The organism is Bacillus sp. UMB0893 (genome assembly GCF_002858905.1).
In the GTDB taxonomy this organism is placed as follows: domain Bacteria; phylum Bacillota; class Bacilli; order Bacillales; family Bacillaceae; genus Bacillus_P.
Genome location: NZ_PKLB01000008.1, coordinates 202603 through 225735, shown reverse-complemented (window position 1 = coordinate 225735; position 23133 = coordinate 202603). Strand labels below are relative to the sequence as shown.

At 38.1% G+C, this 23133-nt stretch carries 22 protein-coding genes; 9 read left to right on the top strand and 13 right to left on the bottom strand.

Translation table 11 applies throughout. The features are described 5' to 3' along the window. Positions 1-53: 53 nt before the first annotated feature. The gene (locus tag CYJ36_RS18355) at positions 54-1589 is read right to left on the bottom strand and encodes a fumarate hydratase (RefSeq protein WP_101568705.1); all 1536 of its coding nucleotides are present in this window, start codon (positions 1587-1589) and stop codon (positions 54-56) included. A 643-nt stretch (positions 1590-2232) separates the two neighbouring features. Further along, entirely contained in the window at positions 2233-2424 is a 192-nt protein-coding gene (locus CYJ36_RS18350) for an SE1561 family protein (protein WP_101568704.1), read from the bottom strand. A 141-nt stretch (positions 2425-2565) separates the two neighbouring features. On the opposite strand from CYJ36_RS18350, the gene yfkAB reads away from it, so the two are divergent. Next, the gene (yfkAB, locus tag CYJ36_RS18345) at positions 2566-3693 is read left to right on the top strand and encodes a radical SAM/CxCxxxxC motif protein YfkAB (protein ID WP_101568703.1); all 1128 of its coding nucleotides are present in this window, start codon (positions 2566-2568) and stop codon (positions 3691-3693) included. Between the two features lie 54 nt (positions 3694-3747). Here yfkAB and CYJ36_RS18340 read toward each other — a convergent pair whose 3' ends face one another. The 3 genes from CYJ36_RS18340 to cax all read right to left on the bottom strand — a co-directional run bounded on the left by CYJ36_RS18340 (position 3748) and on the right by cax (position 6465). Continuing rightward, positions 3748-4533, bottom strand: coding sequence for a YfkD famly protein (locus CYJ36_RS18340; RefSeq protein ID WP_101568702.1), 786 nt, complete (start codon positions 4531-4533; stop codon positions 3748-3750). Between the two features lie 74 nt (positions 4534-4607). Beyond that, the gene (locus tag CYJ36_RS18335) at positions 4608-5216 is read right to left on the bottom strand and encodes a YczE/YyaS/YitT family protein (protein ID WP_224773354.1); all 609 of its coding nucleotides are present in this window, start codon (positions 5214-5216) and stop codon (positions 4608-4610) included. A gap of 196 nt (positions 5217-5412) precedes the next feature. Next, positions 5413-6465, bottom strand: coding sequence for a calcium/proton exchanger (cax, locus tag CYJ36_RS18330; protein ID WP_180850454.1), 1053 nt, complete (start codon positions 6463-6465; stop codon positions 5413-5415). 125 nt (positions 6466-6590) lie between these two features. On the opposite strand from cax, the gene CYJ36_RS18325 reads away from it, so the two are divergent. Next, positions 6591-7013 (top strand): pyridoxamine 5'-phosphate oxidase family protein, encoded by a 423-nt coding sequence (locus CYJ36_RS18325; protein WP_101568699.1) that lies wholly within the window; start codon positions 6591-6593, stop codon positions 7011-7013. A 246-nt stretch (positions 7014-7259) separates the two neighbouring features. Here the strand turns inward: CYJ36_RS18325 and CYJ36_RS18320 are convergent, their stop codons facing one another. Continuing rightward, complete coding sequence (locus CYJ36_RS18320) at positions 7260-7643, bottom strand: OsmC family protein (RefSeq protein ID WP_101568698.1); 384 nt, start codon at positions 7641-7643, stop codon at positions 7260-7262. Between the two features lie 131 nt (positions 7644-7774). Between CYJ36_RS18320 and CYJ36_RS18315 the strand changes: the two genes are divergently transcribed. Both CYJ36_RS18315 and CYJ36_RS18310 read left to right on the top strand, forming a co-directional pair. Next, a complete protein-coding gene (locus CYJ36_RS18315; RefSeq protein WP_101568697.1) occupies positions 7775-8935 on the top strand; it encodes an MFS transporter in 1161 nt (386 codons plus the stop codon). 114 nt (positions 8936-9049) lie between these two features. Then, on the top strand, positions 9050-9196 hold the full coding sequence (locus CYJ36_RS18310; RefSeq protein ID WP_101568696.1) for a BH0509 family protein: 147 nt from the start codon (positions 9050-9052) through the stop codon (positions 9194-9196). Positions 9197-9443: 247 nt separating this feature from the next. On the opposite strand, the gene CYJ36_RS18305 is transcribed toward CYJ36_RS18310, so the two are convergent. The 3 genes from CYJ36_RS18305 to CYJ36_RS18295 are packed head-to-tail and all read right to left on the bottom strand — an operon-like array spanning position 9444 to position 11110. After that, positions 9444-10286 (bottom strand): YihY/virulence factor BrkB family protein, encoded by an 843-nt coding sequence (locus CYJ36_RS18305; RefSeq protein WP_101568695.1) that lies wholly within the window; start codon positions 10284-10286, stop codon positions 9444-9446. A gap of 10 nt (positions 10287-10296) precedes the next feature. Further along, positions 10297-10623, bottom strand: coding sequence for a YtxH domain-containing protein (locus tag CYJ36_RS18300; RefSeq protein ID WP_101568694.1), 327 nt, complete (start codon positions 10621-10623; stop codon positions 10297-10299). A 16-nt stretch (positions 10624-10639) separates the two neighbouring features. Further along, a complete protein-coding gene (locus tag CYJ36_RS18295) occupies positions 10640-11110 on the bottom strand; it encodes a low molecular weight protein-tyrosine-phosphatase (RefSeq protein ID WP_101568693.1) in 471 nt (156 codons plus the stop codon). A gap of 197 nt (positions 11111-11307) precedes the next feature. Between CYJ36_RS18295 and CYJ36_RS18290 the strand changes: the two genes are divergently transcribed. After that, the gene (locus CYJ36_RS18290; protein WP_101568692.1) at positions 11308-11538 is read left to right on the top strand and encodes a DUF1128 domain-containing protein; all 231 of its coding nucleotides are present in this window, start codon (positions 11308-11310) and stop codon (positions 11536-11538) included. Between the two features lie 80 nt (positions 11539-11618). After that, a complete protein-coding gene (locus tag CYJ36_RS23830; protein ID WP_180850448.1) occupies positions 11619-11780 on the top strand; it encodes a hypothetical protein in 162 nt (53 codons plus the stop codon). A 30-nt stretch (positions 11781-11810) separates the two neighbouring features. On the opposite strand, the gene CYJ36_RS18285 is transcribed toward CYJ36_RS23830, so the two are convergent. Next, positions 11811-12326, bottom strand: a complete 516-nt coding sequence (locus CYJ36_RS18285; RefSeq protein WP_101568691.1) for a type 1 glutamine amidotransferase domain-containing protein — start codon at positions 12324-12326, stop codon at positions 11811-11813. A gap of 303 nt (positions 12327-12629) precedes the next feature. On the opposite strand from CYJ36_RS18285, the gene CYJ36_RS18280 reads away from it, so the two are divergent. Further along, on the top strand, positions 12630-16865 hold the full coding sequence (locus CYJ36_RS18280; protein ID WP_257962528.1) for a bifunctional 2',3'-cyclic-nucleotide 2'-phosphodiesterase/3'-nucleotidase: 4236 nt from the start codon (positions 12630-12632) through the stop codon (positions 16863-16865). A gap of 147 nt (positions 16866-17012) precedes the next feature. On the opposite strand, the gene CYJ36_RS18275 is transcribed toward CYJ36_RS18280, so the two are convergent. Further along, positions 17013-17939, bottom strand: coding sequence for an alpha/beta hydrolase (locus CYJ36_RS18275; RefSeq protein WP_101568689.1), 927 nt, complete (start codon positions 17937-17939; stop codon positions 17013-17015). A gap of 514 nt (positions 17940-18453) precedes the next feature. Here CYJ36_RS18275 and CYJ36_RS18270 point away from each other — a divergent pair. Further along, a complete protein-coding gene (locus CYJ36_RS18270) occupies positions 18454-19383 on the top strand; it encodes a serine hydrolase domain-containing protein (protein ID WP_101568688.1) in 930 nt (309 codons plus the stop codon). A 265-nt stretch (positions 19384-19648) separates the two neighbouring features. Beyond that, a complete protein-coding gene (locus CYJ36_RS18265; protein WP_101568687.1) occupies positions 19649-20473 on the top strand; it encodes an STAS domain-containing protein in 825 nt (274 codons plus the stop codon). Positions 20474-20700: 227 nt separating this feature from the next. Here CYJ36_RS18265 and treR read toward each other — a convergent pair whose 3' ends face one another. Then, complete coding sequence (treR, locus tag CYJ36_RS18260; RefSeq protein ID WP_101568686.1) at positions 20701-21420, bottom strand: trehalose operon repressor; 720 nt, start codon at positions 21418-21420, stop codon at positions 20701-20703. Positions 21421-21446: 26 nt separating this feature from the next. After that, positions 21447-23132: an alpha,alpha-phosphotrehalase gene (gene treC / locus CYJ36_RS18255; RefSeq protein WP_101568685.1), complete on the bottom strand. Its 1686-nt coding sequence runs from the start codon at positions 23130-23132 to the stop codon at positions 21447-21449. Between the last annotated feature and the right edge of the window lies 1 nt (position 23133).

Genomic DNA, 23133 nt, shown 5'->3' with positions numbered 1-23133 from the left:
TACTAAGGCGAAACCCGTGTCTAACTCTCCTGCCGGAAATCACCGGCTTTTCCTTAACTGAAAACAGGTTCTTTAAATTGGGAAAGCTTTTCAAGGGAAGATTGATCAACATCTGCATGCAGACTGTTGCCATGTGAATCCATTGTGACGACTGCTGTGAAGCCCTCGACTTTTAAATGCCACATCGCTTCTGGTATACCGAATTGCATGAGATCAACGCCTTCTACTGATTTAATGCAATCTGCATAATACTGGGCTGCACCGCCAATCGCATTCAGATACACTCCGCCATGCTCATTTAGTGCTTTTAGCGTTTTCGGCCCCATGCCGCCCTTTCCAATTACTGCACGAATACCAAATTTTTTCATAATATCACCTTGGTATGGTTCCTCACGAATACTGGTTGTAGGTCCTGCTGCCTTCACGTGCCACTGACCGTCTTCGTCCTTCAGCATAACCGGGCCGCAATGATAAATAATTTGACCGTTCAGATCAACCGGAGCTTCATTGTCCGACAAATATTTATGAATCGCGTCACGCCCAGTATACATCATTCCATTAATATGAACGACGTCTCCTACTTTTAAATCACGGATTTTCTCTTCTGTAATAGGTGCTTCCAAAACAACTTCACGAGATAATGTTGCTGCTGCTTCATCTGTGGCATCTGTTTCATTCAGGTTTGGCATCTCACCATGTTGGTAGAGCCAGTTCTGAATCTTTCCGCTTGCAGCCTCAATGTTTACCCCTAAACGGCGGTATGCCCAGCAATTATATGCTACAGAAACGAAGAAACTCGCCGGTATACGGTTTATTACCCCTACTTTACATCCTAATAGAGTGGCTTCCCCGCCGAATCCCATTGTGCCAATGCCAAGCTGATTCGCTTTTTCAACGATATATTCTTCGAGTTTTTGCAAATCAGTATTAGGATTTACATCATCTACTGTTCTGAAAAGCTGTTCTTTTGCCAGCTCGTAACCGGACGTACGGTCTCCGCCAATACCGACACCAATAAAACCGGCACTGCAGCCTTGTCCCTGAGCCTGGTATACAGAATGAAGAATACATTTGCGGATGCCATCCAAGTCTCGTCCCGCTTTTCCAAGACCAGCCAGCTCGCACGGCAGGCTGTATTGAATGTTTTTGTTTTCACAGCCGCCGCCTTTAAGGATTAAACGGGCATCAATATAGTCATTTTCCCATTGTTCAAATTTTATAACCGGTGTACCAAAACCAAGATTGTCCCCGCTGTTTTCCCCAGTTAATGAATCAACTGAGTTTGGGCGGAGTTTTCCGTCTTTAGTCGCTTTTGCGATGGCACGCTTAATATCTTCTTTTATCTGCAGCTGATTTGCACCAACTGGTACCTTTATTTTAAAAGTCGGCAGCCCTGTATCCTGACAAATCGGTGATACATTATCGTCAGCCATTTTTATATTTTCAGATATTGTTGCAAGCGACATCGCTGCACGAGTTCCTGCGTTCTCTTTCATCTTTGCTTTCAAGATGGCACGACGGACATCTTTAGGCAATTTTGTTGATGTCTCAACAATTAACTGATACATGCTTTCGTAAAATTTCTCCATCCTGTTTCTCCCCTTATTGTCTATAGAATTCGGTCAATTCATTCAATTTTTATTATACTCCTTTGGGTTTTAGTTGGAAAGGCTTACAGATGCGATTTTGATTGTAAGGGTTTCCGAAACAATTTGATATATAGTTTTTTAATAGCTGTGAACTTCTAAAGTGAACCATTTACAAAATGCGCGTGAAATACTTTCCGTTTTAAACAAAGGCTGTTTTTGCATTGATTGTTGTTATTGGTTATAAATATAACCCGTGGATTTCCGCTGCAGGCACTTGCTTTCCGCGGGGAGGGATGGGAGCCTCTATTTCCCGCAGGAGTCAAGTGCCTTCCGCTACAATCCACTAAAGGTTTTATTTAACCATTTTTTCTAAAACTTTACGAAAAGACCCTAAACAAAAAACTGGGACTCCACCTTAATTCCAAGACTTTCATAATTAATTCCTGGACTTTGCAGATTAATTCCGCACAATTGTGAACAAGAACTGTTTTCCAAGAGGGCTTGATCGGTGAACTGTTGCTGCAAATCCACGGAATAGACCACTTATTATAGTGACAACTCAAAATAATTGGCTTTTTCCATCTGCACCTAATTCACCCGCTAAAATCCATACAAAAACCAGCTGAATCATCAGCTGGTTCCTTTATTCCTTTTCCCAATCTTTTTTAAATTGCTCTTGCTTTATTTCAAGCTCATCAAGCATTTTGATTAAACGATCAATATCATCCACGTCTGTTGATTCAGGATCCATTGAATCAATAACATTCATAAACATATTTAAGCGTGTTTTTAAATATTTTAATTGTGAGTCTTTATCATGAACGGCGTTGCCCAAGATGTATCTCTCCTTTCACTGATAATTTTATCGTAGCCTATTCGCTTTGTTTTGACAACAGCTCAGGCAATAAGGTATTCCAAACTTTTGTGTTCATGATAGAATGGTCTCTATGTGAACTTGAAAAAAGGAGTTTTAACAATGAATGCATCAGCTGCAAAACCACTTCAGCCAATCACACCTTCACATGATCCATGGGAGGCTTATTTAGATATAAAGCAATACGGAAAGCTAACATTAACAAATGTTGAATTTACAACGACGACGCTTTGCAATATGCGATGTGAACATTGTGCAGTGGGCTATACACTTTCACCGAAAGATCCGAATGCACTGCCTATTGATTTAATCTTAAAACGATTAGATGAAGTGGATAAACTGAGATCAATAAGTATTACCGGCGGGGAACCAATGATGTCACTTAAATCTGTCAACAATTACGTGCTTCCTCTTTTAAAGTATGCCCGTCTGCGAGGGGTGCGTACGCAAATAAATTCAAATCTGACGCTTGATTTGGCACGTTATGAAAAGATTGCTCCTTACCTGGATGTCTTACATATCTCACATAATTGGGGCACACTTGATGATTTTGCAGAAGGCGGATTTGCAATGATGGACCGCAAACCAACATATGAACAGCGTACTGCCTACTTTAATCGAATCATCGAAAACAGCCGGGCCCTTGTCGATGCTGGTGTTATGGTATCTGCGGAAACAATGCTGAACAAGCGCACACTTCCTCATATTGAAAAAATACATCAGCAAATTGTGAACGATATGAAGTGCCAGCGACATGAAATTCACCCCATGTACCCCTCTGATTTTGCAAGTGCTCTTGAGACACTCTCTTTAAAAGAAGTCAGAGCTGCCATACATAAATTGCTTGATATCAGAAATGAAGATGTGTGGATGCTGTTTGGCACACTGCCTTTTTATGCTTGCAGTGATGTTGAAGAGGACATTCAGCTAATTAGAAGACTTCGGGAAAGCAAAAACGTGACCGTACGAAATGATCCTGATGGACGTTCACGATTGAATGTAAATATTTTCAACGGAGATATCATTGTGACAGATTTTGGAGACACACCAGAACTGGGCAACATTCAAACGGATACGCTTCAATCTGCCTACGACCGCTGGAATGAATCAAAGCTTGCAAAAGAGCTTAATTGCCATTGCTCAGCTGTTTCATGCTTAGGCCCAAACCTTTTGGTGAAAAACAGTTATTATCAGGAAATAGATTTTCAAAAAAGAAAATCAGTCATATAAAAAAGCGAGCCATAGTGCTCGCTTTTTTCCTTACTAGAATTTCAAAAGATACGCTCATCTTGGCTGTTCTGAAACAGTAAACCCAAAGGAGGCATGATCTTGAACTGGAATCCAGGCGCCGATCCCTTGAGAGGTTACATTCTTGACAACGATTTTGCGTTTGTTGCCTTTTAAAACTAAGTAAACTTCTCCATAGGTTACTTTGCCTTTTTCATTAACTGCAGGTGCATAAGCATTTAAATAGCCCAGTCTTTTTGCGGGAATGTTATAAACCTGATCTTTTTTTGTGCCTGTTCCTATTATTGTCTGGAAAGATAAAGGAAGGCTTGTCTTCTTCATCGCTTTAATAAGCATCATTTTTTTCACATCTTCCTCATCAGGAATTTGTGCAGTCAATCCGCCTTTTATCTGCTTTTGAGATTCTTGCTTGTAATGAATTTGAATCGTTGATTTGCCGCCCCGGTTATCAAAGAAATTTGTATTGATTTTTTGATATTCCCAGTTAACGGCTGTCTCGTTTGATTCATAATTTAATGCCCATTGCCCTAAATAAATGGTTGCCCTGTATCCTATAGACAGCTGATTATCAGAAACAGAAGATTCATTTAACAGGCGAATTAAATCAGGATTATCAATCTGAATTTTCGACGTTTCAATCAGGCTTTTTGCAAATTCGCTTGGCTGAAGATACGGCAGATCCTGTGTAGGATTCGGATACGTATTATCCTTTGATATATCCAGAACAGAGCTTGGAACTTTCGCTTTGTTCACCGCAAAAACAGAGCTTGAAAAACTAATTGATAAGAGCAAAGCCATTGAAACGAGCATCCATTTTCTCATTTCCTAAACCCCTTTCGGTTGCTTTACAATTATTGTTTTCAAGCCCTTAATTCTTTATCCATTATTTTATTTATCTAAGTTTTAGGTATCCATTTCCCCATGACCGCGCCTACTGGTGCGTTGCACACTTGGATAAGCGGTCCAATAGCGAACGTTATGATAATCGTGCCAAGTCCAATAGGTCCTGCAAATAAAAGCGCAAGCACAAGCGCTCCTACTTCGCCAATTGTTTTAGCGGCCATCAGGCTAAGTCCAAACCGCTTATGCAGCGTAATCATAAGCTGGTCAATCGGATTTGCCGGAAAACTAGTTTGAAGATAAATGGACACACCGATTGCAATCAACAAAATTCCTGATAAAAGAATAACCACTTTCAGCATCATATTTTGGATGCTGAAATCCTGGAAAACATACAACATCCAAAAATCCACAAAAAACCCAACTAATAAAATGGTAAAAACACCTAATACTTTTGGAGCTTCTCTCATAATAATGGCATTAAGAAGAATGACCAAGATCCCTACTATAAAAATCCAGCTTCCAACCGTTAATCCAATTTGATCTGTTAATCCGACATTCAGGGCATCCCATGCTCCCGCACCTAAATCAGCTTGAATTGTTAAGGTCACACCGAACGCCAAAACAAATAAACCGATTACAAAAAAGGCCAATCGATAAATCATGCTCTCCATCTCCCTTAATCTCTATATGTATGTCCTGCTTCTGCTCCAAAGAATTAAAAACTGAATATTTACAAATTTTAAATAATGTGTTACTTTTAATACAACTCACATGGTTTCCATGAGGGGTAGCTTCTTAATATTTGTTTCGTCCTACACGTAAAAATGACTCTGTGCCTAGCCACAGAGTCCCTTTTTTTTACAGAAGATAAAAACCAATGCCCATGATCAAGTATGCTGCCAGGAGGGTCGCACCTTCAAACCAGTTTGTGTCCCCATCATTTGTGATGGAAATGGTCAGCAGAACGGCCGTTACCATTGAAATCAATTCCGGAATGGTGAAGACAAGCGGCATTTTTTTCGTAAAAAATAAGGAAATCAATACAAGAAGCGGTGCTACGAACATGGCGATTTGCAAAGTAGATCCAACCGCTATCTCGACTGCAATATTCATTTTATTTTTGTATGCCATAATAATCGCAGACGCGTGTTCCGCAGCATTACCCACTATTGCCACGATAATAACACCGATAAACAATTCACTCCAGCCAAAGCTTTCTCCTACTGCCTCAAATGTATGAACAAGATTCTCTGATACATAAGCTACCGCAATTGTAGCGAGCAAAAGGATAATTAAAGCTTTTTTGGCAGTCCATTCAGGCTCTTCATGTTCTTCGGACACATCTGTTTTATGCTGATAAACCCCGCGGTGAGTGACTAGCTTGAAAAATAAGGCCGCTAAGTATAAGACAATTAAAATAACGGAAATGCCTATGCTTAAGTTTAACGTTTTTGTTTCATCCATGTCCATTGAAAAAATCTCCGGAACAACAAAAGCAACGATGACAGCAAAGATCAGCAAACCTGAATTATGCCTTGCATCATAAATATTAAATTCCTGTCTTTTAAACTTTAAACCGCCAACAAAAAATGAGAGACCGGCAACCAGCAGCAAGTTTCCCAATACAGAACCTGTTAAAGATGCAAGCACAACCCCAATTAACCCTGCTTTTAATGCAAAAATCGAAATAATGAGCTCGACAGCATTTCCAAACGTCGCATTCAGCAGACCTCCAACCCGCGGTCCGGTTACAATGGCCAGACTCTCTGTCGCTCTCCCCATATAACCTGCAAGAGCAATGATTGTTATACAATATATTGCGAACATGAGGACTGACGGCCAGTGCAGCAGACTTCCAATAACAGAAAGCGGAACACCCGCCAGCACAATAATAAAGAAGATTCGATTTATCATCCTATACTCTCCCTTCCTTTTCCTTATTGTTTCTCCTTTTAAGCCAAAATTAAACCACACACTTTTGATGTGTATGAAAAGACCAATTTGATGCAGATTAATGATAGATATGAAAGGAGTGCATGAATATGAGCGCTGCAAAAGAGAAAGTAATGCAAATGTTTAAAGACCATAAAATCGGAACACTCGCAACTATCCGTCAAAACAAACCATTTTCACGATTCATGTTATTTTTCCACGAAGAACTATTTTTATATACGGCCACTAACAAAGATACTCACAAGGCAGAAGATATTGAAGGAAATCCAAACGTTCATGTACTTCTTGGGTTTGAGGGAGAGGGCTGGAAAAATGATTATGCCGAAATAGAAGGCACAGCTTCTGTCGAAAACTCTGCTGAACTAAAAGAGAAATTTTGGAATCAGGAATTACAAGAATGGATTGCTGGTCCTGATGATCCAAACTACTTACTATTAAAAATTACTCCAAAATCGATCAGGTATTACAAAAAAGCGGGAAGCAACCCTGAGGTTATTGAGCTTTGAAATAGAAAAGCGCAAGCGCCTGTTTAGCGCAGGCCTGACAGTTAAGAATCCGGCAGAAAAGTCCGGGTTTGACTTTTTTTGATGGATTTGTTCTGGCTGGGGCGATGGAGCTAGACACCAACGCGCAAAACTTTCCTATCTCTGAAGCAGGCTTCGTTGCTTACATCAGATCATTTATTTCAACTACAAACCACTTTTATAATTTCCTAACCAACATCAAAATGGGACCGTGCAAGCCGCACGGTCTCATTTTAATATCTCAAATGTTTCTGTAATTTTAATGCTGTCTTCAACCGAACGCACCATTGGACAATTTTTTCTCGCAAGCTTAATGGATTGTTCAATTTTTTCTTCGGAAAGATCATTCCCTTTGAGTAAATAATGAATGGCAATGCTCTCAATTCGATTTGCTTCTTCTTCATTTCTTTCAACCTTTGCCTGTATCGTAATATCCTCTACCGCAAGTCTCTTTTTTTCAAGAATTCCCCGGAGCACGCCGCCGCTGCAGACGGCAATTGATGATACCATCAGCTGATAAGGACGAAAGCCATATTCTTCGTTGCCCGCAATATGTAATTCCCCATATTCAAAATTAGCGCTAAATCCGACTTCCCTCATTTTAAATTCCATTGCCATCATCCTTTCTTACAGCCATCTTAACCGAAATCGTTATTCTTATAAAAGGAAAAGCAATTCTTCTTGTCTGCAAAGAATAATCGGTGTAACATTCAAGATGGAAAATAGAGTTAGGAGTCATTATTATGTCTAAATTCAGATTTGCCATTCTTGTTAGTATTGTCGCTATTTCAGGTTTTTCACAAGGAATGCTTTTGCCTTTGATCGCCATTATTTTTGAACAAGAAGGGTACTCCTCTTCGGTTAATGGATTGCATGCCACCGGTTTGTACATAGGAGTTTTGATTGCATCACCTTTCATGGAAGGTCCGCTCAAAAGATTTGGCTTTAAGCCGCTGATTTTGATCGGCGGAATTATCGTTGCTCTTAGTCTGTTTGGTTTTCTTTGGATTCATTCTTTTTGGTTCTGGTTTTTACTCAGGCTATTAATCGGTGTCGGAGATCATATGCTCCATTTTTCAACGCAAACATGGATAACATCGATCTCTACTGAGGAAAAACGCGGCCGCAACATTTCTCTTTATGGTTTGTTTTTTGGTCTAGGCTTTGCTGCCGGCCCTTTGTTGGTTCCTCTTGCTGATATCAGTTCGTCCCTGCCATTCATTCTATCTGGGAGCATCAGTTTAATCGCTTGGCTATTTGTCTTTTTCTTAAAAAATGATTTTCCTGAACAAGATCTGGAATCAACTTCTTTTTTCGGTACAGCTAAACGCTTCGCAAAAGCATCGAGGCTGGCTTGGGTAGCTTTTCTTCCAACTTTCGGATACGGCTTTCTAGAAGCTTCGTTAAACGGAAATTATCCGGTATATGCGCTGCGGACAGGAATTGACGTAGCATCTGTTTCAATTATTTTATCTTCATTTGCAGTCGGAGCCATTGTCTTTCAGCTTCCTCTTGGAATTATCAGCGACCGCTTTGGCAGAAAAAATACCATCTTATTTGTTATGTTATTCGGCTTTATGTGCTTTATGGGTGCTAGTTTTGCTGATACCCTCATTCCCTTGGTCATCTGCTTCTTCACAGCTGGAATGCTTGTAGGTTCCACTTTTTCGCTGGGCATTAGTTTTATGGCTGATCTGCTTCCTAAAAACCTTCTTCCGGCAGGAAATTTGCTGTGCGGAATGTTTTTCAGCATCGGCAGCATCTCAGGGCCTTTTTTAGGCGGATTGTATATTGAACACGTTGAATCGGCCAATTTCTTTCATGTTGTCAGTTTTATTTTGCTTCTTATTTTCATAACAACTGCTTTCTTTAAGCTGCCTTCTTACCAAACCGCCAAAAATTAAAAATTGGCGGTTTTTTTAAAATATAGGTTGAACATTTTGAATTATCTGTTATATAATAGTATCAACAAATACAAACTGTATCATAACAATATTATAACAGGAGGAATGTTTAGGATGAAAAGACAAGAACGCAAGAACATGATCGAATTTATCGCAAAAATGAAGGATATCGAAACAGAAAACTTCATGTATATGACAGACGAGGACATTGAGCATATTTATTTAACAACGTATCATAACTATATTCAGCTTGCTGAATAAGTAAAAAAGCAAACCGCACTAAGCGGTTTGCTTTTTTGTTTTAGTGGTAGCCGTTCTGACCGTTGGCACTACCACTCGTTTTATGCTGAGGCTTGCTTTTAGAATTCTGTTTCGTATGACTTCCGCCTTTTTTCGTATGCTTTGCCATGAAAATTCACCTGCCCAGCAAGAATTTGAAGACACTGTGATCTTCTTCTTTACTGTTTCACTAACTCAGCTTCTTTATCACATATAATCATTGGAAATCTTATGGACGGCTCTTCCTTTTATAAACAATGGCGTTCAGCTCTCCGCCAATCATAATAATCATGCCGGTCAAGTAAAACCAGATCATCAGGACGATAATTCCGCCAAGACTTCCATATGCGGCACTGTAGTGTCCAAAACTGCTGACATAATAAGAAAAGGCAAGTGAAACTAATGCCCACCCGAGAGTAGCAAATACTGCACCAGGCACTGCATCCTTCAGCCTTAAATGTTTGTTGGGTGCGAAAAAATAAAGGGCAGTAAAAACAATAAACAAGATAATCGCACTGACAATCCATCTTCCCATATTCCATATGGTTAAAAACTCCTCAGAAAATCCAAAAGCAGAAAATAAGAAATGGCCAATTTCTTTTCCGAAAACTGGAAGCAAGAGTGCAATTAAAATAACGAAAACCATAGATATGGTAAGTAATACAGCCATGCCCCGCGCGACAATAAATGATCTGCTTTCTTCTACATCAAACGCTCGATTAAATGCACGGACAATCGCATTTATCCCATTTGATGCTGACCATAAAGTTGCAAGAATCCCGAATGAAAGCAGCCCGCTGCTTGAATTGCTCACAATTTCTTCTAATGTCTTTTCAATAATGGAAACGGACTCCCCTGGAGCGTATTGAGCCAGGAAACTTAATAAATCATCTTGAGAAAGCGGCAAATAAGCAATCAAAGTAATTAAAAAGATTAAAAAAGGAAAAAGAGACAGCAAAAAGAAATAGGCAAGTTCAGCTGATAGTCCAATAATCTCATCTTTTGAAAAACGCTCGAACAGGTCTCTTAGGATGGATTTCTGAGCTGCCCCATGATGCTTCACGCTTTTCATTTATTCACCTCTATTTTGAATCCGTAATGAATCTTTCCTTCGTTTCTTCGATCATTTCAATCAATTGAGGAGTTGTTTCTTTTAACTCATTTATTTTTTCATTGATAAATTCAATATCTTCTTTCGCTTCCTGAATCACGCCTTTTGCCTTATCAATCTGTACTTTTATTTCATCTGTAAGGAGAGCAGGGTTTTCAATATATTGAACCGCTTTATCCTTCACGCATTTCCCTTGAGACAGAAACTGATCTCTAGTGGGTTTATGCAGAAGCGATAAAGCTCCGCCCACTGCGGCTCCGACAAATAAACCCTTAAAAAATAAATTATCGTTGCTCATTGAAATACCTCTCTTCTTATAGGTTATGTTCTTTTTTTATCACATCAAGCAACTGTGAGCAGCCTGTGGACACCATCTCGTATACCTCTTCAAAATTTCCTGTGAAATAAGGATCAGGCACATCTGCGATATCAGAATCAGGCACAAAATCCATCAGCCTGCCAACAAACCCTGTTTTTGAATAGCCTGCCATTCTTCTTAAGAAACCGAGATTTTCACTGTCCATAGCGATAATGTAATCAAAATCCGAAAGATCTTCCTGTATGACTTGTCTTGCTTTCATTCCTGAATAGCTGATTTGATGATCGTCAAGTATTTTCCGGGTTCCTTCATGCGGCTCATTGCCGATATGCCAATCTCCAGTGCCGGCAGAATCCACAATAATCGAACTGCTTAAACCTGACTCCTCAATTAAATGCCTCATTACACTCTCAGCCATTGGCGAACGGCATATATTACCTAAACAAACAAATACTACTTTAATCATGATTATCCTCCCGAAATAAAAACAATTCCTATAAAAATTGACCAAGTATAATTATATGTATGTTAACTATAACTCTAATTATGGTTCTTTTCTTTATTCTTTGCATAATTGAATATATAATTAGCATCTATTATCTATATAAAAACATGTTACAATAAATAATACTTAAATGGGAAAGAATGAAAGGATGAATTCACATGAATAATCTATCCGTTAAATCTGTTGAAAATGTAGAATATATGATTGAACAAATTAAAGAAAAACTGCGTGTCATTAATATTGGAGCAATTAAACCTTCGCATTTTGATGAGGAAATGTACGAAGAGTTGAAAGATATCTATGATTTAGTCATGAAGAAAAATACCTTCTCTCCTAATGAAATGCAGGCTATTGTTGAAGAGCTCGGCAATCTTCGAAAAACACAATAAGTTCTTCTGCACTTCGTAAAACATAAAAAGATTCTCAGCACGTCCCTTTTTGCATATAAGTGTAAAAAGGGGGCTTGCGCATGGCTGCATGGTGGCTATTTACAATTATTCTGTTTTTATTACTGATCGTCTGCATTGTCTTTGTTATTTATGCTCTCAAATCGGCGATTAACACAGAAGATTCCTCACTCATTGATCCGATGCCAAGAACGGATGACCAAGATTTTGAAGATAGAAAATAGCCCTGCGCAAAAACGCCGGGCTTTTTTTATTTAGTTTAATAGGTTGAGCGATTCACGAGTAAAAGCAGGTATATCATCCGGCGTACGGCTTGTTACAAGCTGATTGCCGCAGACAACTACTTCTTTATCGTGGAAATTAGCTCCCGCATTTTTCAAGTCGACCGCAATTGATTTATACCCTGTGACATCTCTTCCTTTTAAGGTCTCCGCTGTAATCAGGAGCTGAGGTCCATGGCAAATCGCAAAAACTGGTTTTTTATCATCCATAAAAGTCTTTGCGAATGACACAAACTTTTCATCCTCCCTTAAAAGATCTGGAGAAAAACCGCCTGGGATAAATAATGCATCAAACTCATCTGGTTTTACATCATTAATGGAGGCATCTACCTCTATGCTTGCCTGTCCTTGTTTACCATTGATTGTTTTGCCTTTTTCTTTTTCAATAACAGTCAGCTGATGGCCAGCTTCCTCAAATGCTTTTGCAGGCTTCGTATACTCAGAGTCCTCAAAATGATCCGTAACAACGACAGCAATTTTTTTACTCATATCCTAGAACCTCCTCGTATTGATAACACTTTTTTATTTACCCTTTGATGCTAAAACCAAACATATCTAATCAAACAATTGATAATAACAATAACAAGTTCTTTTTGACTACATTTAAATAAAACTTGCACCTATTTACTGAAGAAACTAGTTATTTATTTCTAGAAAATATTACAAATGTAAACCCAATGATCTGCTAAATTTTACGTTATTTTAACAATAAATGACAAAATACTCATAGATTTATTGACAGAATATTTATAGAATTGAGATGTTGTGAAAAATATTGAAAGGTGGATGTTTGTGAAAAGAAAATCAAGTAGTAAGTTTAGCAAAAAATTCTTCAATTCATTTGCTGCTTTCCTTGTTTTACTAAGTGTTCTCCCCTTAACATCAGTAAACGCAGCTGCGGAGGAGGCTCCAACGATTGACCTTCGTTTGCTTGAAACAACAGACATTCATGCCCACATCATGGACTACGACTATTACTCCGATAAAGAAACAGCAAGTTACGGTCTAGCAAGAACTGCTGTATTAATTGACGAACAGCGAAAAAGTGCAAAAAACAGTATCTTAGTAGATAACGGTGATTTGATTCAAGGAAACCCATTAGGAGAATATGTTTATAAAAATTTGGGTGCAGAAATCGCAAAAGGAACAAAAACGAACCCGATTTTTGATGCATTGAATACATTGGATTACGATGCTGGAACACTTGGAAATCATGAATTTAACTACGGTTTGGATTTTCTGAATGGCACTCTTGAAGGATCAAATTTTCCAGTAGTTAACGCAAATGTATTTGATGCAAATACAGACAAGCCTTATTTTGAGCAATATGTGATCAAAGATAAAGAACTTATAGATAATAACGGCAAGACACACACGGTCAAAATCGGATACACAGGATTTGTCCCGCCTCAAATCAACGTATGGGATAAGAAGCATCTTGAAGGTAAAGTTGTCACAAAAGACATCGTTAAAACAGCTCAAACTGTGATTCCAGAAATGAAATCAAAGGGTGCAGACTTAATCGTTGTCATGGCACACACTGGAATTGAAACCGCTGCACAGGCTGAAGGCTCTGAAAACATGGTTTTTGATTTAGCAAAAGATGTTCCCGGCATTGATGCTATCGTGTCCGGCCATCAGCACGGGCTTTTCCCTGGAGATAAAAAGTATAATGGCATCGCTGATATCGACAACGTGAAAGGTACTGTTAACGGCGTACCTGTCGTCATGCCTAAAAACTGGGGAAGCCACTTAGGTGTGATTGATTTAAAATTAGGCCAGGTAGATGGAAAATGGACAGTTACTGATTCTCTATCAAAGGCAGCTCCGATTACAAATGTATCTTCAAAAGACCAAGAAATTGTTGATTCAGTCAAGTCCACTCATGAAAACACGCTTAATTATGTAAGACAAGCAGTAGGTACGACAGAGGCTCCAATCAACAGCTTCTTTGCATTAGTACAAGATGATCCATCTGTTCAAATCGTAAATGATGCTCAAACATGGTATGCCAAACAAGTGGCTGAACAAAACCCTGCATTAAAAGATTTACCGATTTTATCAGCGGCAGCCCCTTTTAAAGCCGGCGGGCGCAATGGCGTTGACTATTACACGAACATCGCCAAAGGTCCTTTAGCCATTAAAAACATCGGTGATTTGTACCTTTACGACAACACTGTACAAATTGTCAAATTAAAGGGTTCACAGGTAAAAGATTGGCTTGAAATGTCTGCTGGCCAGTTTAATCAAATTGACCCTGACAAAACAGAAGAACAGGCATTGCTTGATCCTGAATTCAGATCTTATAATTTTGATGTCATAGACGGTGTGACATATCAAATTGATGTTACGAAACCTGCAAAATACACAGCTGATGGACAAGTTGCAAATGCTGATTCCAGCCGGATTGTGAACTTCAAATATAAAGGTAAAGATGTTGATCCAAATCAAGAATTTTTAGTAGTAACAAATAACTACCGTGCTTCTGGAGGCGGCGCCTTCCCACACATGAAGCCTGAAAACATCGCATACATTTCTGCTGATGAAAATCGCCAGGCATTGATGAACTATATTACAGAAGAACAAACTATCAATCCATCTGCTGATGGCAACTGGTCCATTGCCCCGTTTGATGGTGACGCAGGCGTTGTGTTTGAATCCACTCCAGCTGCAAAGGATCTTGCTGAAAAAACGGAAAATATTAAATATGCCGGCGAAGCTGCTGATGGATTTGCCAAATATTCTATTGATTTAAAAGGTGGAGAAGTCCAGCCCCCTTCTGATAAATGGAAATTAACAGTTATGCATACTAACGACACACATGCACATCTTGATAATGCTGCAAGACGTGTGACAAAAGTAAAAGAAATCCGTGCACAGGAAGAAAATAGTATTCTATTAGATGCCGGCGACGTGTTCTCAGGAGATTTATATTTTACTAGATGGAATGGGCTTGCAGATGTTGAATTCATGAACATGATGAAATATGATGCAATGACGTTAGGTAATCATGAATTCGATAAAGGCCCTGATGTATTAAGAGCGTTTATTGAAAAAGCGAAGTTCCCTATTGTCAGCTCAAACGTAGATGTCAGTAAGGAAGCTCAGTTAAGTGATTTAGTAAAAGACCCTAAAGACTATGAAACGAAAAAAGAAGGCGTGATCTACCCTTACATCATCCTTGATGTAAACGGAGAAAAAGTCGCTGTTTACGGTTTAACAACTGAAGATACACCAGAAGCATCAAGCCCTGGCGAAAACATTGTCTTCAATGATGCAGTTAAATCTTCAGAAGCTACTATCAAAACAATCAATGAAAAAGAAAACGCAGATAAGATTATTGCCCTTACACACCTAGGCTACAACAAAGACCTTGAGCTCGCCGAAAAGGTTGAAGGAATTGACGTCATCATCGGCGGACACAGTCATACACTTGTAGACAGATTAGAAGTGATTGATGAAGATAATACACCGACAATCGTTGCCCAAGTGCAAGATTACGGTAAATTCTTAGGTAAACTGGATGTATCATTTAACAATGAAGGGATCGTTGTTCCTTCTGAGTCATCAACAGAGCTGATTGCCATTGATGAAAGCATTGAAGAAGATGCTGAAGCAAAAGTGCTATTAGATGAGTACAAAGAAGAACTTAATAGCTTTAAAGATGAAGTAGTCGGTCATGCTAAAGTTGCTTTGGACGGCAAGCGTGAAAATGTCCGTTCAAAAGAAACAAATCTAGGAAACTTAGTTGCAGATGGCATGCTAGCGAAAGCAAAAGAAGCAAAAGGTGCACAGCTTGCCATTACTAACGGCGGCGGCATCCGTGAATCAATTAACGAAGGAGATATCACGCTCGGTGAAGTATTAACAGTCATGCCTTTTGGCAACACATTGTTTGTTCTTGATGTAACTGGTGAGCAAATTGTTGAAGCGCTTGAGCATGGCGTAAGTGCGGTTGAAGAAGGAAAAGGACAATTCCCTCAAGTAGCTGGAGTTAAATTCTCCTTCACTAAAGGATTGCCTGCCGGAGAACGTGTAATTGATGTACAAGTACAAGACGAAGACGGCAGCTACTCGCCAATTGATCCTAAGAAAACATACCGTGTCGCAACGAACGGCTTTATGGGTACAGGCGGAGATGGCTATGATGTTTTCAAAGAGGCTACCTATGCAGAAGATCTTTTCTTCGTAGATTACGAAGTTTTCCTTGAGCAGCTTGAAGCCCAAGATTCTGTTGAGCCTAAAGTAGAAGGCCGCATCATGGAGTACTTCACACCAACGATTGAAGTACAGGATAATAAAGCTGTCGTAACGTTTGATGAATCGTTCCTTTCATATATTGAAAATGCGAATGATCTTTTAATCGACTTATATGGCACAGCTGAATATGATTCGGTTGAAGTGAATTTTACGAAAGAACAAATTGCTGCTTTAAAAGCAAAAGGACTTAGCCTGACCTTAAATAATGAGGCTGTTGGGCTCGATATCCCGCTTTCTAATCTTGAAGAGAAAGACACAACCATTACTTTTACAAAAACAGAAAGCATTGAAGATGCATTAACAGACACTTATGACTTCACGATTTCACAAGAAGGACAAGCAATCACTAAGTTTAAAGAAGAAGTAACGATTGCCTTCTTCCTTGAAGGTGCAAAAAATCCGCGAGTATATTACGTAGATCGTGAAAACGAAGAGCTTGTTGAATTAGAAGGTAAGTATGAAGATGGCGCTGTTTACGGCTATACTAGCCATTTCAGTGAATTTACTGTGTTAGAATCTGAAAACCCGGTAGATCCTGCTGATCCAGTTGATCCAAGTGATCCTTCTGATCCTGCAAACCCGGCCGATCCTGGCAATGGTGATGGCAGCGGAAGTGGTGACGGAGGCTCTGGAGGTGGAAGTGACGGAGGCAACTGGCTTCCAGATACAGCAACTAGTTCATTCAACTTCATTTTGGTGGGACTAAGTATTCTTGTTGCTGGATCAGGGATTTATTTGTTTCAAAGACGCAGATTAAATAACAAGTAAAGCAAAAAATCCCTTCTCCGATAATGGAGAAGGGATTTTTTATGGTGTAAAAGTGATTTAAATTTTTTATCCACCTGTTACCCTAATTTTATCCACCTAAAGTGAAGAAATTATCCGTTCTAAAAAAAGAGACCGCATCATACGGTCTCACACCTCAGCTACTCCACTATTATACTTCTCGATGCTTGATAAAAACTCCAGCACTCTTTTTTCATACCCAATCGGATCTGTTAAAAACGCTTGTGCATGACCTGCTTTTGGAACTAAGTAAAGCTGCTTCAACCCTTTTTTCAGTTTATACATATCAAGGGTCATCTTCATGGGGATAAATCGATCTTCTTTTCCGTGAATAAACAAGATAGGGGTTTGTGTATGTTCTAGATCTTTGACAGGTTTTATTTCTTCAAACCCCCAGCCGTAACGAAGCTTTGTGACGATGCTGGTCCATGCAATCAGCGGATAAAAATTGATTTTAAAGTCGAGCTTCAGTCTTGTTTTCAATAATTCGGTCAGATCACTGAATGCGCAATCCGCAATACAGAATGAAACCCTCGGGTCTTTTTTTATATACTGCAGGGCTGATGCGGCCCCAAGTGATTCCCCCAGAATGCCGACAAATGCGTCCTCTCCAAGCTTATCGTGAAGACAGTCGACCCATGCTCTTAAATCATCGCTTTCAAAATAGCCGAAGGATGTATGATCTCCCCCGCTCAATCCATGAAATCGGTGATCACATAACAGCACATGAAATCCTTTTTTCTGAAACATTTCCACATATTTAAAACTTCCAAATAAAGACCATGTTATCCCATGTGCTATTATAATTGCTTTTTTACTCTCACTAACCGGAAACCACATTCCGTGAATTTGGTAGCCGTGAATAGAGTTAATAAACCATTCTTCCTTTCGGGCGCTTTCAAAGATTTCGTTATTAATTTCTCCGCTCTCTACTCCAAGCAAATATGTTTTTTCATAAGCCACTTTTCGCGGTATCGTAATGAGACTGCTGAAAAAATAGGACACAGCGAGGATGGCTAAAAGAACGGCGATTATGGAGCAAATAATAATCCACATGGAATCACCTTCACTTCCCTTTTTTTCATCATATTATTTACTTCCATCATAGGTGAAAATTGTTAAACCTATATATTAACTTCTGTAAATTTTTTTTAATGATACATCTTGTTTAAATAATTGATGACTTATTTTCCACCCTCATCCATTTTATTAGATATTTTAGTTCAAATCTCAAAACAGTGATTGCAGGAAATACATTTATCAGTTAATTAAACGAATACACTGCTAAAACACTATACAAAAAATTCAATTCAGGTTATAAAACAACTGATACAAAAAGACACACTCCACTAAGAAGCGCGCCCTTTATGAAAGAACGGATATACTGTTAAAAACAATGTTTCTCGCCATCAGCACTATTCTTTAAGTTGCTTTTCCCTTTTTTCAAGACAATAATGAAAATGAACTAGCGTGTTATCCCATTTGATTTTTTGTTAAAATAAGGAAAATATTTTTGTTTCCAAATACTTTCATACAATCTCTTATTCTATTAAAAGGGAGTTTTGAATAATTGAATTTTGAACCCTTGACTAAGGAATTGAAAAAAGAAAAAATTAATACTGTCATCATCAATCATAACGGGAAGAACATATTTGAATATTATAAGAATATGAAACAAAAAGAAAAATTACATAAGTTGAACTCATGCACAAAAAGCGTCATGTCTATTTTAATTGGCATAGCAATAGATAGACAATATTTAGATACTATTCATACACCTGTTCATCATTTTTTCCCTGAAGTTTTTCAAAATCAGACTGATACAAGAAAGAATGATATTACAATTTATCATTTATTAACCATGACTGAAGGACTTAATTTTCCGGAATTTGGCGAATGGAACTGTTTCGCACCGATGATCTACCATCATAACATTGTAAAATTTGTGATAAACCGTCCTATGGAACATCCTGTCGGGAAACATATGAACTACAATTCAGGTTGTTCCCATATTTTATCATCTATATTACAACTAGTAACAAAAACGAAAACAGAAGATTTTGCAAACGAATACTTATTTAAGCCGATTGGAATTAAAGAGTACACTTGGTACTTAGATAAAATGAAAATTAACAAAGGTGCTGATGGGTTAGTTTTAAAAGCAGAAGATATGATGAAAATTGGCCAATTAATGCTGCAAAACGGAACAATTAACGGAAAAAGCATCATATCAGCTGATTGGATAAAAGAAACAACCAAACCTAATTTAATGACATATGATTTTATTGGACACTATGGAATGCACTGGTGGGTAAATAAGATAGACGAGAGAAAAGATTTTTCTGATGATAATACTTATTACTTTGCTTTAGGTTTTGGAGGTCAATATATTATTGTTTTGCCGGTCAAGAATATGGTGATTACAATTACAAGCGATATTTACAGCGATAGCTTAAAACCAATGAGGATCATTCGTAAGAGTTTATTTAATGGAACATGAAAAGAGTGAAACTACCCGTACTTTGTAAAATTAAATGGAATACTTAGACAAGAGTTTTATCAATATACTTTTAAATGTGATAAAAGCAGCGCAAAAAGGAGTTGCTTATTTCAATTATTAAACCCATTAGATTAAGTAGAACCCAATAATTATCAGCCTACTCCATTTAATGAATATAAATTTGAAGATTTATTAATTAATTGGTTTAACATTAATAAATAGAGGGTATTAGATTTAAGGGAATTATATCTAAAAAGGGGGATAAATAATGAACGTGTTACTAGATACATATAAATTAATGAAATACCTCGAAGAAAATAAACAGAAATTTGAAAATTCATTATTAAACCAAGCAGCTCATTCAAAAGAAAAAATTCAAAATATTCTAACAGTCGGCAATATTGACCTCGTAAATAATGCCCATAAGCTGGTTTATTACGTTATTGATGGTAAAGATAAAGAACTTCAATCCTTTGCGAAGCAAGAAGGTATTGCGTGGGCAACACACGAAATTACATTATCATTCAAATTAGAGTGGGTTCAAGCCATTCGCAGAACCTTGTGGGACTTCCTGCAAAAATATAACGAGTTAACGAATAACGCTATAAGAGAAGAATTTTTTTTGATAGAAAAACAATTTAATAGTCGAATAGATCAATTTTTAAATGTTTTTTTCATTAATTATTCTAAATACAAGGATTCATTGATAACGGCTCAAAGAAAATTGGTGCAAAATCTATCCGTGCCTATTATACCAATAACACCCACTATATGTATTTTGCCTTTGATTGGTACGGTTGATACTTTTCGAACGAATATTATTGAGGATAAAGTTTTGATGGAGGTTGGAAATTTACATATTCAAACATTGATTATGGACTTATCTGGAATTGCGGAGATGGACACTGAAGTAATTGAGCATTTAATGAAGATTATTGATGGGACTTCAATGATGGGATGTCACACTGTGATAACAGGGTTAAGAGTAGAAGTGGTTAGAAAAATGATACGCTTTGGAATAACATTTGATAAAAACACCCAAACATTAGGAACTTTACAACAAGCATTAAATAAATACTTAATAAGTTAAATGGAATTTTTATACCTTTAATACGGGGTCTTAGAGGAGAGTTGCTTCGGCAGCTCTTTTTGCACTTTTTTATGCAAGGCATACTGAATTTTGTGCATGCAAAACCCAACAGTTCAATGACAGAAGGGCAAAATTTATCGAGGTAAAAAGAATGATGTTTGCTGTCATAAGGGGAGGAATGAGAAGTTAGAACTGAATTTAAAAGAAGTCAGGCAATTCCTGACTTCCTAATGTCCTCTTCTCGCAAAATCGACAAACCTGAATTTATCAAGTCTGTGACGTGATTCTGTGTACTGAAAAAGACTTGTATCTTCAAGGTAAACATGATTTCTCACAACGACGATATGCTGAAAGCTTTTTAAATCTAAGTATTCATGGTCTTCAGCTGTACATTCTTCTACAACTATTTCTTTTTTTGCAAAGCTGATCTTTAATTTTAAATCTTCTTCAATATAGCGATAAATGGAATCCTCACAGATTTCTTTCGTTAAAAAAGGAATGTGTTTGCGATTAAGGTAATCCTTATCGAGAATGATGTTTTCCCCTTCAATTTTTCTTGAACGAACAACCTCCCATACCTCGTCACGCGCACCCAGATTCAGCTGCTGCATAATGAAATTGCTTGGCTTGCCGAGGCCAAATTGCTCTACAGTTGTAAGAGAGGATCTTCCTAGATTTTGCGAGAGCTCCTTAAAGCTGACAAGACCTGAAACAGGAAAACTCATTTTCGTTACATCAAGAACAATCGATCCCTTCCCCTTCACCTTTTGAATATAACCATTTTGGGCGAGAAGATTGAGGGCTTTGCGAATTGTTTCCCTTGATGTTTCATATTGTCCGGAAAGTTCATTTTCAGAAGGAAGTGTTTCATTCACTTTTAGATGACCCTGTTTAATTCCGTCTGCTAATTCCTGATAAATCGCTAAATATTTATTGTTTGTTTTCACCTTTAACCACCACTATTAGTTTACCATTACTTTGTCAGATGATAAACGATGGACTCAAATGGGCGCAATGTTATTTCTTTAAAGGAATCTGCAGAATCCGGATAGTTGGAGACGAGAATTTCGCTGTTATATTCTTCTGCATCAATATGATCAGGCAAAGTGAATACTGCTTCCTTTTCATAAAAATTATTTATGACCAAAAGCTTCTCTCCATCACCATTTCGCACGTAAGCAAATAGCTGCTCATCATCCTCAAGAATGAGTTCATAGTTGCCATATGTGATAAGATCAATTTCTTTTCTAAGCTGAATCAATTTTTGATAATGATAAAAGACAGAGTTTTCATCCTGAAGGGCTTTCTCGGCATTTATTTCCGGATAATTGCTTGCAGGATGGATCCAAGGCGTTCCTGTTGTAAATCCTGCATGCTTCGTATCATTCCATTGAACAGGCGTACGTGAGTTATCTCTTGATTTGCTTTTTAAAATCTCGATAATCTCTTCTTCTGATTTCCCTGCATTTTTTAAAATTTCAAATGTATTCAGCGTTTCTACATCACGATATTCATTTATTGTGCTGAATTTAGGATTGGTCATCCCAAACTCTTCCCCTTGATAAATATAGGGTGTTCCTTGCATCATGTGAATCGTAGTTGCAAGCATTTTAGCAGACTCTACGCGGTATTTACCGTCATTTCCATATCTTGAAACAATCCGCGGCTGATCATGATTACACCAGAAAAGCGCATTCCAGCCGCCGCCTTTGTGCATTTCAATCTGCCATTTTGAAAGAATTTTCTTTAATGCTCCAAAATCAAAATCAGCAAGTGCCCACTTTTCTCCGTTAGGGTAATCCACTTTTAAATGATGAAAATTAAATGTCATGCTTAATTCTTTGGCTTCAGGATTTGAATACTCGATACAATTCTCAATCGTTGTTGAAGACATTTCCCCAACGGTCATGCTGTCGTATTTTGAAAAAACTTCCTTGTTCATTTCTTTCATATATTCATGCACTCTCGGCCCATCTGTGTAAAACTTACGGCCATCGCCAGGGGCTGTGCTTCCGTCATCATCCGGGAAATCCTGATCTTTAGATATGAGGTTAATCACGTCTAGTCTAAAGCCGTCGACACCTTTTTCAAACCAGAACTGCATCATGTCATACACTTTTCTTCGGACTTCTTCATTTTCCCAGTTCAAGTCGGCTTGAGTGACATCAAACAGATGCAAGTAATATTCTCCTGTCTTTTCATCCAGCTTCCAGGCAGATCCGCCGAATTTTGAAATCCAGTTCGTTGGTTCGGAGCCGTCTTCTTTTCCCTCTTTCCAAATGTAAAAATCACGGTAAGGATTCTCTTTGGATGATTGTGCTTCCTTAAACCATGCGTGCTCCGTAGAAGTATGGTTTACAACAATATCCATGATAATTTTAATTCCCCGATCGTGAGCCTCCTGTAAAAGAGATTCAAAATCCTCCATTGTTCCATATTCTTCATGAATGGAGTAATAGTCGCTGATATCATAGCCATTATCTTTTTGCGGAGATTCATAAATAGGCGTCAGCCATACAACATCAATGCCGAGCTCTTTTAAATAATCCAATTTCTCTATGATACCTTGAATGTCGCCAACACCGTTTCCATTCGTATCGTTAAAGCTTTTCGGATAAATTTGATAAACCGCTGATTTTTTCCACCAAGGCTGTTTCATT